The organism is Niallia taxi, assembly GCF_004005475.1.
GTDB lineage: Bacteria > Bacillota > Bacilli > Bacillales > Cytobacillaceae > Niallia > Niallia taxi.
In genome coordinates this window covers 130,699-144,011 of the sequence record NZ_RZTZ01000014.1, presented here as the reverse complement: position 1 = coordinate 144,011, position 13,313 = coordinate 130,699, and the positions used below count along the sequence as shown (strand labels likewise).

Annotated in this window: 14 protein-coding genes; 8 read left to right on the top strand and 6 right to left on the bottom strand. The window is 34.1% G+C overall.

Going from position 1 to position 13,313, the window contains the following annotated elements; all coding sequences use genetic code 11:
* Positions 1-872: 872 nt before the first annotated feature.
* Positions 873-1,145, top strand: coding sequence for a CPCC family cysteine-rich protein (locus EM808_RS23590; protein ID WP_127741421.1), 273 nt, complete (start codon positions 873-875; stop codon positions 1,143-1,145).
* A gap of 191 nt (positions 1,146-1,336) precedes the next feature.
* On the opposite strand, the gene EM808_RS23585 is transcribed toward EM808_RS23590, so the two are convergent.
* Positions 1,337-4,294: an EAL domain-containing protein gene (locus EM808_RS23585; protein ID WP_127741419.1), complete on the bottom strand. Its 2,958-nt coding sequence runs from the start codon at positions 4,292-4,294 to the stop codon at positions 1,337-1,339.
* Positions 4,295-4,518: 224 nt separating this feature from the next.
* Positions 4,519-4,677: a hypothetical protein gene (locus tag EM808_RS28775; RefSeq protein ID WP_164849767.1), complete on the bottom strand. Its 159-nt coding sequence runs from the start codon at positions 4,675-4,677 to the stop codon at positions 4,519-4,521.
* Positions 4,678-5,039: 362 nt separating this feature from the next.
* On the opposite strand from EM808_RS28775, the gene EM808_RS23580 reads away from it, so the two are divergent.
* The 7 genes from EM808_RS23580 to EM808_RS23555 all read left to right on the top strand — a co-directional run bounded on the left by EM808_RS23580 (position 5,040) and on the right by EM808_RS23555 (position 8,391).
* Entirely contained in the window at positions 5,040-5,351 is a 312-nt protein-coding gene (locus EM808_RS23580) for a hypothetical protein (protein WP_127741417.1), read from the top strand.
* Between the two features lie 334 nt (positions 5,352-5,685).
* Positions 5,686-6,264 carry a DUF6944 family repetitive protein gene (locus EM808_RS23575; RefSeq protein ID WP_127741451.1) on the top strand — a complete coding sequence of 193 codons (579 nt, stop codon included), beginning with the start codon at positions 5,686-5,688 and terminating at the stop codon, positions 6,262-6,264.
* Positions 6,265-6,405: 141 nt separating this feature from the next.
* Positions 6,406-6,714: a hypothetical protein gene (locus EM808_RS23570; RefSeq protein ID WP_127741415.1), complete on the top strand. Its 309-nt coding sequence runs from the start codon at positions 6,406-6,408 to the stop codon at positions 6,712-6,714.
* Between the two features lie 78 nt (positions 6,715-6,792).
* Complete coding sequence (locus tag EM808_RS23565; protein ID WP_127741413.1) at positions 6,793-7,107, top strand: hypothetical protein; 315 nt, start codon at positions 6,793-6,795, stop codon at positions 7,105-7,107.
* Between the two features lie 26 nt (positions 7,108-7,133).
* The gene (locus EM808_RS23560; protein WP_127741411.1) at positions 7,134-7,565 is read left to right on the top strand and encodes a hypothetical protein; all 432 of its coding nucleotides are present in this window, start codon (positions 7,134-7,136) and stop codon (positions 7,563-7,565) included.
* 336 nt (positions 7,566-7,901) lie between these two features.
* Entirely contained in the window at positions 7,902-8,039 is a 138-nt protein-coding gene (locus tag EM808_RS28770) for a hypothetical protein (RefSeq protein WP_164849765.1), read from the top strand.
* Between the two features lie 124 nt (positions 8,040-8,163).
* Positions 8,164-8,391 carry a hypothetical protein gene (locus EM808_RS23555; RefSeq protein WP_127741409.1) on the top strand — a complete coding sequence of 76 codons (228 nt, stop codon included), beginning with the start codon at positions 8,164-8,166 and terminating at the stop codon, positions 8,389-8,391.
* Between the two features lie 160 nt (positions 8,392-8,551).
* On the opposite strand, the gene EM808_RS23550 is transcribed toward EM808_RS23555, so the two are convergent.
* From EM808_RS23550 to EM808_RS23535, 4 genes are all read right to left on the bottom strand, one after another.
* Positions 8,552-9,004 carry a hypothetical protein gene (locus tag EM808_RS23550; protein WP_127741407.1) on the bottom strand — a complete coding sequence of 151 codons (453 nt, stop codon included), beginning with the start codon at positions 9,002-9,004 and terminating at the stop codon, positions 8,552-8,554.
* A gap of 105 nt (positions 9,005-9,109) precedes the next feature.
* Positions 9,110-9,439: a hypothetical protein gene (locus EM808_RS23545; RefSeq protein WP_235856698.1), complete on the bottom strand. Its 330-nt coding sequence runs from the start codon at positions 9,437-9,439 to the stop codon at positions 9,110-9,112.
* 353 nt (positions 9,440-9,792) lie between these two features.
* On the bottom strand, positions 9,793-11,154 hold the full coding sequence (locus EM808_RS23540) for an arsenic transporter (protein WP_182104216.1): 1,362 nt from the start codon (positions 11,152-11,154) through the stop codon (positions 9,793-9,795).
* 924 nt (positions 11,155-12,078) lie between these two features.
* Entirely contained in the window at positions 12,079-13,221 is a 1,143-nt protein-coding gene (locus tag EM808_RS23535; RefSeq protein WP_127741403.1) for a zinc-dependent alcohol dehydrogenase, read from the bottom strand.
* Between the last annotated feature and the right edge of the window lie 92 nt (positions 13,222-13,313).

The window sequence follows — 13,313 nt, the reverse complement described above, 5'->3', positions numbered from 1 at the left end:
CGAATTTTACACCATGCGAAAGTTGTGACAATGGTGGGAAATTCCTACCGTTTAAAGGATCATTTAGCGCAAGAAAACAAGTGATTTTGTACATCCTTAAACGAGCGAAAATGTACATATTTATGTTTACATTTATATGTAGGCAATAAGTGGGCTGTGCCAATCGGTGTAATAAGAAAGAAAAACGAAAGAGTTCTGCATGACTTTGAAAAAATCCCGCACTTTGTATAAGGTGGTGGAACAAGGTAGGGGAAATCCAATTTAATAAACGGGATTATTGTTTCGTTATTAAAAATTCGTCATAAGGATGTAAAGCTTCACCTTGTGGATTTAAAGGTTGACGTTGAACTATGTATGTTTCTATGAAAACATTGAGCAAACAGTGGACATTGCCTTTGAGCCTGAGCAAGCACAGAAAATTTAATATAATGCTTATAAAGAAATGAGAAGGATGCTGGAACGTGTGATAGCAGTTGGAAAGAAGAATGTAAATAAGAAAGGCATTTTATTATAATTGATGAAGTTGGGTAGCTAAACCCTGAAGAGGCAGTTGATAAGAAGGATGTTAAAAAAGATGGAACTTGTTGTTTTATAAAGCGAAAAGACGATCAAGGAAATGTCAAAAGTATATGAGCCAGATATCTAGGTTAGGAGCCGGCTTGGGTTTCCGTTTAATCTTGGCAACCCAATTACCAACATGGGATGTTATTCCGCGGCAGTGTGGATACCCAGTGGCTAAAGGTATCCGGAAAATGGGAAGTTATACAATAGAAGCGAATTTAATAGAATTTGAGGTAGTAACAACAGATTATACTATAATGTCAGTAGATAACTAACTGGTAAATGCACAAAGATAAATATGGAGGTAGAATATGGGAAGGAAGCTATTTACATGTCCATGTTGTGGATATAAAACTTTGTCTGAACTAAATTCTTGGGAGATATGTGTTGTATGTAGGTGGGAAGATGATCCGTTACAATCTGATGAGCCTGATTTTGCTGGCGGAGCAAATGTGGAATCTCTTAGAGAAGCACAAAAAAATTGGAAGGAAATTGGCGTATATTCAAAAAACTTGCTGGATGAGAAAAATGATATTGCTGCATGGAGATTTGAAAAAGACAGAAGTTTTAGACCTTTGGAATAATAGCAAATTATTTTGGGTATTTATACAGATTCATCTATGAGTAAAATGCATTTGAAATTAATGGAATAATTATTAGAAGGATTAAAAACGTATGAGGATTGTATTTGTTAAGGAAACTGAAATGGGTTAAAAAAGTTTGATTATATTAAAAAATCAGCCCTACTAAAAAATAATAAGACTGACACTTATTTTTAATGAAAAGAATTCTTTTTAAGATAGGTTATTTTATCCTTTTGTATAAACGAAGAATTCGCCAATAATGGATTTGTTTTCAGTTGGACAGAAAATTTATTTAATAAAGCGCTCAAATTCTTTCTATCCGTATCTGCTATATCGTATTCTACTCCATATTGGTAAATATCATGCAATTCTTGTTTCCATACAATCTTCCCACTGAATTGGAATTCAGTATCTAGTAGAGTTGTTTTAAATCTTAATATTATATCGGGCCGGACGGGCATATTTAAGGTTGTAAGAAATTTAATGCCGCCAAGTCCTATGTTTTCTATTAGAACTTCTGTAGTTCCTAGCTCTATATTTTTTCCTTTTATTGATTCTAAGGACATTTGAGAACTTAATGGGTATGTTAAATTAATGCGATAATACTTTCTTCTATTCACAGTAGGCTTAACATAAGTATTGTCGCCTGTTGGTTTAATTATAGCCATTTGTAATAAATGCTGAAATTCTTTCTCGGGTACTGGTTTACTAAATAAATAGCCTTGGATTTCATCACAATTAAGTTGTTTTAAAAACGTGAGCTGCTCCTTCGTTTCTACACCCTCTGCAACTACTTTCATACCTAATCCTTTTGCCAAATAAATGGTTGATTTTATAATCATTTCATCACTATGATTAGAGATATTTCGAATAAAGGATTGGTCAATTTTAATTGTATTAATAGGATATTGCTTTAAATAGGTAAAAGAAGAATAGCCTGTACCAAAATCATCTAATGCAATCTTTATCCCAATTTCTTTCAGAAAATCAATAGCATTATTCACTGTGTCATTATGCTGTAAAAGGGTAGTCTCTGTAATTTCGAACTCAATCAAGGATGGATCTGTATTTGTTTCTTTCAATGTATTGTAAATGACAGATGTCCAATCACTAATTAAAAATCTTTTAGCAGATTTGTTAATGGAAATAGGGACGATAGGGAGACCTGATTGTTCCCATTCATTTAAATACGTGCATACTTGTTTTAGTACCCAATCCCCAATCTCTAAAATAAACCCATTTTCTTCAGCAAGCGGAATAAATTCATTTGGTGAGATAAGTCCCCATACTGGATGTTCCCACCTTATTAAAGCTTCAGCCCCAACTATTTTTCCGGTGGATGTTTCAACTTTAGGCTGAAAATACACACGTAATTCTCCATTTTGGATCGATTTTCGCAAATCTCTTTCCATAGTATAAAGTTTAAAAGATTGGATATTTAAAGAAGCTGAATACAAGTGGTAATTGTTTTTTCCGTTTTCTTTTGCTCGGTATAAAGCAGTCTCAGCATTTTTTAAAACTTCTTCGACAGTATCTCCATCTTTTGGAAAACTGCTAATTCCCATACTAGTAGTTACATATAACTCATATTGATCCACAATAAAAGGATTTTTTAGCTCCGCTAGCACTTTTTTTGCTATTTGAATTGGAAAATTTAATGGAGAATACCCCCAAATAATAAGACCAAATTCATCACTCCCTAATCTTGCTAATAAAAAGGAATAATCAGCAACGGATGCTTGATTAAATATTTTAGAAATTCTATTGCCAAATTGTTTAAGGATGTGGTCCCCAATTCTATTTCCCAATGTATCGTTGATTGTTTTAAAACGGTCTAAGTCGAAATTAATAATGGAAAAGCTGTTAGAAGCATTATCAGCTAATTCATGTATTTTTTCGTCAAACATTCTTCTATTGGGAAGCTCCGTCAAATAATCATGATAGGCAAGGTGTTTAATCATATCTTCTGATTTTTTTAGGTCTGTTATATCGGTAATTATTCCATCCAATCGGATAAGAACATTGTTCGAATCTAATACAGGAAGTGTTTGATCATGAACCCATCTTATCTCTCCGTTTTTATGAAGGATACGATAAGTTCCATTAAAAGGAATACCACTAATCACCATATCCTTACTGTTGAGCAAAATATGTTGATCTTCTGGAAGAACCTTCGATAAAAAGGAAGAGTAATCAGGAATTTCCTTAAATGTATAGCCAGTCACACTCAGAATACCGGGTGAGCTTAATAGAAATGTATTTTTTTGTACATCGTATGACCATATTCCTACTTCTAAATTATTGTAAATGTTTTTAAATCGCTGTTCGCTTTCTAATAGTTTCATTTCTGCTATTTTTCTTGGTGTAATATCCTGAATGGTTCCTAGAAAACTTATAGGTTGGTTACTTTCATTGTAAACAACACTGCCTTGTTCTATTACGTAAACAACACTGCCGTCCTTTTTAATAATCCTGCACTCTAAACGGAAATCTTGAATTTTTTTCACTGCATTTGTAATTGTTTGTTTAAACTTCTCGCGGTCTTCTGGGTGAATAAAATCAATAACGTTTTCTAGAGTAGGAACAAAGTTGTTTGGGGAAATTCCATAAATTTTATACTTTTGTAGTGACCAATACGATTCATTTTTAATGAGGTCGTATTCCCAACTACCAATATTTGCTACTAGTTGAGCAGATTCAAAATGCTCCTTTAACTTCATTAATTCTTTATTATTATTATCAGATACATTTCTTATAAACCCTTGTATTACAGTGATTTGTTTTTGGCTATTAAGAATAGGAATAAGAGTTAGAGTTACCTCAATTGAGTAACCATTTTTATGAAGAATTTCAGTACGAAAATTTTGAATTTCTCCATTCAAAGCTTGTTCTAAGTATTTAGTACCTGAATTTTGTGTATTCGGTTTAAAATGGTCTGAAAGAATATTAATTATCTCATAATCTGTATAACCAAGTAATTCCTTAGGGGAATTATTTAGCTCTATAACATTACCATCTATGTCTAAAGTAAATATAGCATCAGGATTTGAGTAAGTATTTTCATCAATAGCTGAAGAGTGAAGGGTAGTTGTTAATGGAAGGTCTTTTTTTGTAAGATTTGATTTTGATTTTAAAAACTTAAATTCCAAAGCTTACCTCCAAATAATTATTTAAAAATCAAATAAACCTTAAGTAAAATATCATATAATTTGTAAATAATAAACAGGTTAGCTATAAATAAAATAATTAAAATTATTGCGAACAATCTAATTTTAATTATTACTTATAATAATCAGAGTAAAATACGAAATAACAATAAAATCGCTTATGTAAGTTATGGGAAATTAAAAAAGCCAACTTATAAAAAGTAGGCTCAATGCGATGTTTTATTATTGCTAAACTTATCTTTAAAATATAGATAATCAACTTTATGTTTTGTTGCCATTAATTGGGATGCTAATACAGCAGTATATACTGTTGTTAAAAGAATGGCTAAAACGCCTACCCCAAAAATATAATTATCTTTATGCACAAAATTAACCTCCTTTCATGTGATAGTTTTATTTTCTCTAAAAAGAAAATGACTATACAAGGTAAATATCAAAACTTCTTTCTAAACAAATATGAAGGGGGAGAAAAAGAGGGAGGAGTGGAATATTGAAACTGTATATTGTAACTCCTGTTTTAGTGCTGCTAAATAGGCTTGTTTAGTTGAAAGATAAAAAAGAAAAAGAGGTATACTAAAGGTATTCTTGTCTAGTAGGAAAAAAACACAAAATTAACCACTCATCGGATAGATCAGTAATTTTTATGCTGATAATTCATTTTTCCTGGTCACCTTTTTCATACCACTGAATAATATGCCCTTGAGTTTAACTAAGGGGGAATTTGGGTATGGAAAATGTTAGAGGTTATGAAGAATCTTCATCAAGTCAGCATCATCATAAAATGAGTCATCATCATCATAAGTTTCAGCAAAAATGTACGAAGCATTTATTTCAGTTTGTTCAAATAGAGACAAAGGATGATGAGGTTCATCAAGGTATTCTTCACAGTTTTGATGATGAGAATGTTTATTTGTTAGTACCAAGCCAAGGTGGCACTGATAATAGTCGCTTATTTGTTCCTTTTGGAGGCTTTGGGCTATTTGGATTTCCTGTTTTCGGAATAAGAAGGTTTGGTCCTTTTTATCCAATTTGGTGGTAAGGAAGCTTTTACAAATAGCATAGATTGGATATGCACACAAAATACATGTATGAGATAGCTTGAGCATTAAATGAAATAGGAGCTTCTTAAAGTAGTCAAAAAAAAATCCCTGTATTTATTTGTAGGGATTTTTTTGACCTTTTTACATGTCGTTATACATAAATAATCTGCACGGAAGAAAACAACGGATATTGAAAAATATACAGCTTCGCTTAAAGGAGAGTTTAGCAGGTACTATATAACTCTTCATACCTGGAATGCAAATAAAATCAGGACCAATAAACTAATTATAGAATACTATAAGAATAATCAACCTGATTTGGACTGATTGATGATGAATGGTCATTGGAAAGAAATTATTGGTTCCCTTTTCTCTACAATTGGGACAATACAGGCCGCTATTGGCAGTACACCCCAATTTCATTTAGATAAAGATCAAAGCTATCAGCTTAGATTTGTAGGCAATGTATTGCAAGCGTCTGGGAGTGCGTTGTCAGCCGATGGTCAAGGAACGGTATCGCTGGAAAAGTTAGGGGATGAAATTCAAGCTGTAGGCAACTCAACTGTCATAACTGGGTTAGTGCTTTATGGCACATCAAATACAGACACAGAGCAGCGACTTATTATAACAGGAAACTGGTTGCAGGCATTAGGCAGCTTTGTTGGTCTGGCAGATGAATTTTTTGACAGTACGGAGGATGGAAGGGCAGAGAATATTACTGGTAATCTAATGCAGGGTATTGGTAATTCGATGCAGGCTATAAGTGGGAATCAAGTGTTACATGGTAATAATCAATATCATGGACAAATAGGCGTTATCGGAAGCTGGATACAAGCTACAGGCTCTTGTGTTTCGCTTATTGGGCAAATCCAGGAGGAGCTGGAAGAGATTCGTCTTAATATTAATGAGTGATTTTGTTATGAAAAGCAAAACTACTGTAGTTTTGCTTTTTTGGTAAGAAAATACAATATAATTACAAAAAGGTTGTTCACATACATAGAATAACTATGTATAATGATTAAACAAAACATTATATGGAAAAGGAGTTATAATTTGTTTTATTCTCTTTTTGGTCTTATTCTACAATTAATATATGTACTGTCTATAACCGTTTTTAATTTTGTAAGAATACAGGTTATGGAGCAATTCTCGTTATACCCCATTGCTTTTTTTGAGTTATTTATTGGTGCAGCAAGTTTTATATGCGGATTAATTGGCTTGAAAAAGCAAGCTAATAGGATCCTTTCGTTTTTTGTAATGGCGTTGGGGATATTGATTACTTTCCTATTTGTTTTTATTTATCTGTTACCAGAAGCAGGCATGCCACCACCAATTCCACTGTTTTATTCGGAAAAAAATTAGTCAAGCTATCTCGCATTTCTATTCATATTTCGCAACACTTCGGTTATAAAATTTCTATTGATTAAAAGGAGAAAAGGCATGTTTGATTATGGTTTGCTTAATATTGGTAGCATCGTTTTAGGATTAATCGCTTTGGCCATTCCTACATATTGTCTGATAAAAAAAGAGAATGAAAAAAGTATAGCGCTAAGCAGTATTAGCTATGCAGCTTGTGCAGTTTCTCTTTGTTTTCAAATTTTCTATAACTATAATTTAGTAAAAAGGGAGGACTGGTCTGCGCTTTTAGATACAATCGGTGCAGTGGCAGGCGCTTCAGCAGTACTTGTTATCGCGACAATATTATTGAACGTAGCGACGATTCTTGTTCATACTAAGCAGCAAAATAGGTCATAATGCATATTTAGGAGGATGGCTGTTAAATGAAGTGTTTTTTAAAATTAAATGCAGTTGCCTGTGTTTATGCATTATTAATATTGATTCCTTTTGAGTTAATGGCAAACGTTTATAGAATCAGCAGACTGGCAAATTGGGATATAGAAAAAGTAAATTTATTTACTGAATTGATATGGATGCTTGATATTATTGGCGGAACCATTTTGCTATTTCTCCTAACAAGGAAGTGGTTCGACGGAAGGAACGTAAAATATTGGACAACTATTCTTTGGATACCTTATCTAATGTTGTTTATTTATATAATTGCCTCATTGTTTCCTATAACATATGGTGGTGATGTTCCGACTCCTGCGACTGGTTTTATTATAATGGGCGGCTTGATTATGTATCCTTTTTATATTCTCGTCCTTAATTTTGTTGAAACCTTAAGTAATGTTCAACAAACTGAAAATAGGTAAAATACTGCTGAATCATTAATGGCCAAAGATCAGCGTTCATTTTGGTCAAGTTTATCTGGATATCTTTTACGTGAACGAAAAGTCGTGTTATTGTTACTATACAGAGGAGGTGAAAAGAGGTGTGGTTAGTTTAATAGCTATTAGCTATTAAAATTGTATTGTTGATTCACATTTTATTTAGTTTAGGAAATATACCTTTAAAATAGATAAATTAGAACCAAGCACAACAAGCTGAATATACATAATGGCTTTTAACCACGTCTTTTTATCAGTATGGAATTTATGAAAAAATACTCTGATTTAGTATTTTTTATAGTAGCTGTTTGTTACTTATGCATGCGGGTTTTTACAGATTTCTCAATCGGTGGCGGCTTGCAGTTAGGTGCAGATATCATCGTGCTTATTGGTGCCGTAATGTTTATTATTTCTATGGTGCATATGTTGATCAGTCGCAGAAAAAACAAAAGTACTTAATGGAAGAGTTCTTGCAAAGCATTCAAAATAGTTGGATGCTTTTTTGTTTGTAAGAAAATATTGGAAGGATATTAATCGTTTTTTTTCTGTCATTAAGGGAACCTATATAATGAGGTGATTGGATATGGAAGACAATAAAAAATCTAAGGGAGTACCTAAAGCTCATACAAACATGGACCACCCTGAACAGTATCCGACAGAAAACGAAAGCCTTTTTGATATGTTTGAAAGTGAACAAACTGTTGATGCAATACCAATGGAGGATGTAAAAGAGGAATGGCGCGAAGAAAAAGCTAAACATGATACGAAAAGTACTTCTTCGAGTGAAAAGAAATATAAAACAGGTATGTGATATATTGGAAATAAATATCTTTTATGCTAATTAGATTGTATAGAAAAAGATCCTCCGTTTAAAAAATAATGGAAAAAACTCCCTCCCTAATACAGATAGTTTATCTGTCTTCCATGGAGGGAGTATATTGCTGTATTTGACATTTTTTAAACATGAGCCTTTATTCCCGTTCTTTAATGGAGAAATCTACTGTAAAAGGACCATCATGGAGATCAGAGTCTTGCTCTCTTCTGATTAGTTGACCCTTTTCATCGAGAAGCTCAGTAATTTGTTCAGTTAGGAGACCTTGTTGGTCGTTCTTACCATGATTGCCACTGATTTGGCTGTTGTCACTTGCTGTTACAGATACACCAGCCTTTCCGTGTTGATTGGCTAAATTATTATTGTTGTCATTAGTATTGTACAGGTTAATATAGATGTTGAATTCTATGGTAACTCCTTCTTTTTCAAACTTGTAAGAAGCTTTGTTTACTTCATTATGTTTATCATGATTTTGTGAGTGTTCCTCATCATTTTTTCCATGTTTATTGGATTTATTTAAACTATCTTCATTTTTTTTAGAATGTTTTACGTGGTTTTTGGAATGAATGTCATGTTTTTTTGAATGTGGCATTTTGTTCACCTGCCTTGTGTTGATAAAATTAGAAAAAAAGAGACGACCTTCTAGAAAGTACACAGGTCGCCAAGTTAACTAGCGAGAATTCAGATTAACTAACGTTTATTCAGCTGTTTCCATATCTTCTTCCATTTCACTGGAGCCAGCATTAATAACGCCATCTTTAATTTTATTTTTCCCGAAATTTCTAGCGATTTGTCCCATTTGGTTAGCGTTTTGTCCGTATTTTTTAGCAATTTGTCCACCTTGGCTGACGTTTGTTCCATGCTTTCCGCTGACCTGACTACCGCCTTCAGCAGTTATTGAAACTCCTGCCACCCCACCGTTATTAGCAAGATTATTGCTGTTTTTATTCAAGTTTTTGTTTCTGTCCTTCACTTTGTCATCTGCACCGTTTGTAGAACCAAATGTGGAATTTTTTTCATCAGTCATGCATATTCACCTCCATTCCTTTTACATAGTAATATATGTGAAAAATGAACAAGGAGTTATGTACTTGTCCAACTGTTCAGCATTTATTTTTGACAGAGGAATGGAAGCGCTTAAGATGTGAAGCTGAAGGAAAACATATTTCACAATTGTAGCTTAAAAAACATATCCTAAAATTAGGCAAGAAAAATAAATGACCATGTTATGACCAACAGGGTCAACATTTATTGATGTTTATGGAGTAATCCAACCTTAGTTAATTAGGAAGGATTACTCTTTTTTTTGGTATTTCCCCTATACATTAAGAATTTCATCGTTTATCTCCGCATCCTTCGTAATATCACTGTTCGTTGACATTATTGTTGAAGTACTCCACCGAAAAGGGAGGAAACCCAATAATATAAAATAATTAGTGTAAAAAGTGTTGCAGGAGGAATGACTACTGCTGTTATTTTGATATAATCCCACCAGCTTATGATGACCTTTCCTTTTCTAACGATATGCATCCACATTAAGGTGGCTAGTGTTCCCATTGGCAGCAATAAAGCTCCCATATCACTGCCGATTACGTTCGCTAAGTACGCAACCTTTAATTCCAGCACACTAAGATTCATATGTGTCAACGTAAGGGTACCAACCATAAGGGCAGGGTGATTATTGAAAATGTTGGATAGAACTGTTAGTAGTGCGCCCATTACAATACTGGCATGAAGGAGACTTCCTGAAATAACTGGCTCCATCAAACCAATCAGCCATTCTGTCAAGCCGATATTATTGAGTCCATAGATGATTGTGTACATACCAAAGGCGAAAATAATGATGTACCAGGGTGTTTTCTTCAACATATCAGCAGGGGATATTTTTAAATATATCCATCTCCAAGCTAAAAGAATGAGGGACCCTATAACTGCCATAACAGAAATTGGGATTTGCAGGTAGGAGGCAAGAAACAAGCTGCACCGAACCGCAAGGACAAATAACAGAATATTTCTCATAAATTTGGAACGAGCCTTTTCCGATTCATGGTGAATTACTGATTTTAGTGGGTGATAAGAAGACCTAGTTAAACCGGAAACCATGATCGGAACTTTTTTCGGTAAGACTTTCTTGAACCGTAGAAAAAGCAGGAAAGTAAGCAGTAATAATCCAATGCTTGAAGGTACAAACATCATCGCGGTATGGAGCCATAAGTCCATATGAACGATTTTTAATGCAATTAAATTAACGATATTACTGACACCAATTGGAGCACTAGAGGCAGTTGCAATTAAGGCTCCTGACAGTAAATAGGGAATTTTTTGATGGTTTTTTAAGCGCATATTGTTTAATAGCATGAGAAGGATGGGCGTGGTAATAAGAATGCTTCCATCATTATTAAAGAAGAGTGTCATTAGGAAGCATAATAAATTGACATACCAGAATAGACGAATTCCTGATCCTTTAGCCATAGCTGCCAATTTTTCTGCAACCCAGTTAAAAAAACCAAAGCTTTCTAAAACAATCGCCATTACAATGGTTGCCATGATAGTAATTGCAGCACCACTGATGGTGTTTAATATGATTCCTAAATCAGAGAATGAAACACTTCCACAAAGCACAATAATAACGGCTCCAGCAGTTGCAGGTATTGCTTCATTCAATCCTTTAGGTCTCCAAAGAATTAATCCTAGGGTAACCAAAAAAGTAATAATGGTTATCCAAACGGTAAAGTCGGTCATAATAATACTCCTTTCAAGTGATAATTAAGATTATATTGTAATAACGGCATTTGCTCCGTTTATAAGAAGTTCCACTAATGTCCCTCCGTTTCATCTGTCCCATATGTGATGTTGTACTATATGTATATGTATCTAGAGTAAGACAGGCTTTAGGTTTGTACCCTTTTTTCTATAAATCCACGAGAGTCTAAACGAATTTTACTAGGCATTTAGATTTACATGAGCTTAATTGGAAAGATGAATTTAACAGGACAGCGGTATTTATGCCTCTTATTAGTTGACATATTATTAGGATATGGAAACTAGCGGGTATAATCATGTCAGTTTTATACTCCAATTTAAGGGATACGTAAACATGCGGAATTTTTGTCAGTAAAGGGAGGGGATAGGCAACTACCAGATTTGCAGAATCGGAAGATTGGAAAAAAGGGATATTTTGTCACAGGTGATTTTATGAAGTGTAATGAACATGCTGTAATAAATGAATCTTGACTACTATCATTTTAAGAAAAAGGCTTGTCAGGAATTAGGCATTGTTAAAAAATATTTTACGGAGTTCTCACTAAAATGGAGTAAAGCCGGAATGAACTTTTCTCCTTAACTAAATTCTTCTTTAAAACTTCTTATAAATTTGCAAGATTCATGTCACTTTCTCCTCCGTTCAGATTATTTAGTTTGTAAAAGATGCTTTATCCATATTTTTTCTTTACAACAGGTGAGGGTATAGGTAAAAAGGCCAACTTGATAGAATACTGGCTAAAAATGGTCTTCCGTCTTATATGGGGAATGTGAATATATATAATAAATGATTTAAAGATAATAATAAATTGTCGACATTCCTAAACAATCCTTATATATATGTGAGGATTTCTTAAGGACAAAGAAAAAGGACTCAGCAAATTTTTGCCGAGTCCTTTCCCGATATCAAGGCTTTAAAATAACCTTAATCACTTCATCTTCATGGTCGTTAAACATTTTATATGCATTGCTTGCGTCATCTAGTGATACGCGGTGTGTGATGATTTCGGTTGGATCGATTTCTCCATTTGTAATTTTGTCAAACAACATTGGCATATAGTGGATAACTGGAGCTTGGCCTGCTTTTACGGTAATGTTTCTTTCGAAGATTTGTCCTAGTGGGAACATATTGTATTTGGAGCCGTAAATGCCTGTTAATTGAATTGTGCCGAATTTGCGGACAGCGTTAAGGCCGATTTGGATGGCGCTTAACGTTCCGCCTTGGATTTTTAGCTTTTGTCCGATTGCTTCCATCGTTGATTTTTTTCCATCCATTCCAACACAGTCAATAACAACATCTGCGCCACCGCCAGTAATTTCTTTAATGTAATACCCAGCATCCTCATGCTCATCAAAGTTGATTGTCTCTACTTTGTTCATCTTTTTCGCATGATTTAATCTGTATGGAACATTATCAACGGCGATAACACGTTTAGCGCCTTTCATCCAAGCGAATTTCTGTGTCATTAAGCCAACAGGTCCACTTCCTAATACGACGACTGTATCGTCTTTTTTCACGCCAGCATTTTCTATACTCCAATATGCAGTCGGAAGAACGTCAGACATAAACAGTAGTGCTTCATCCTCTAATTCACAGCTTTCTGGAATAACAAATGGCATAAAGTTCCCATAAGGAACACGAAGTAATTCTGCCTGTCCACCTTGATAGTCACCATATCGCTCTGTAAATCCGAAGTATGCGCCTGTGTCTGCGAGCTGTTTGTTTGGATTGGAATTATCACATTGGCTTTCCATTTCATGTTCACAGTAATAGCAATGACCACAAGAAATGTTAAAAGGAAGGACAACACGGTCGCCTTTTTTTACCTTCGTTACTTCAGACCCAACCTCTTCAATAATCCCCATCGGCTCATGTCCAATTACATAGTCCTTTTCAGCTGGTACGGCACCTTGATAAATGTGTAAATCAGAACCGCATATCGCTGTTGATGTAATTCTGACAATAATATCATCTTTTTTATGTAGCTTAGGATCTGCCACCTCTTTTACTTGTACATCTTTTGCTCCTTGATAAGTGACTGCTTTCATGCTTGTAAAGCCTCCTCTTCATTTGGATAGGATACTTTATTCTTACCCCAACATATCGCTGGCAAACTATTTCACTATAGAAAACAGGCACA

Coding starts and splice junctions, on each gene's coding strand:
- EM808_RS23565 (WP_127741413.1), top strand. CDS start 6,793: ATGTTTGATTATGGTTTGCTTAATATTGGTAGCATCGTTTTAGGATTA.
- EM808_RS23540 (WP_182104216.1), bottom strand. CDS start 11,154: ATGACCGACTTTACCGTTTGGATAACCATTATTACTTTTTTGGTTACC.
- EM808_RS23590 (WP_127741421.1), top strand. CDS start 873: ATGGGAAGGAAGCTATTTACATGTCCATGTTGTGGATATAAAACTTTG.
- EM808_RS23555 (WP_127741409.1), top strand. CDS start 8,164: ATGGAAGACAATAAAAAATCTAAGGGAGTACCTAAAGCTCATACAAAC.
- EM808_RS23545 (WP_235856698.1), bottom strand. CDS start 9,439: ATGACTGATGAAAAAAATTCCACATTTGGTTCTACAAACGGTGCAGAT.
- EM808_RS23550 (WP_127741407.1), bottom strand. CDS start 9,004: ATGCCACATTCAAAAAAACATGACATTCATTCCAAAAACCACGTAAAA.
- EM808_RS28770 (WP_164849765.1), top strand. CDS start 7,902: ATGCGGGTTTTTACAGATTTCTCAATCGGTGGCGGCTTGCAGTTAGGT.
- EM808_RS23575 (WP_127741451.1), top strand. CDS start 5,686: ATGAATGGTCATTGGAAAGAAATTATTGGTTCCCTTTTCTCTACAATT.
- EM808_RS23560 (WP_127741411.1), top strand. CDS start 7,134: ATGAAGTGTTTTTTAAAATTAAATGCAGTTGCCTGTGTTTATGCATTA.
- EM808_RS23535 (WP_127741403.1), bottom strand. CDS start 13,221: ATGAAAGCAGTCACTTATCAAGGAGCAAAAGATGTACAAGTAAAAGAG.
- EM808_RS23580 (WP_127741417.1), top strand. CDS start 5,040: ATGGAAAATGTTAGAGGTTATGAAGAATCTTCATCAAGTCAGCATCAT.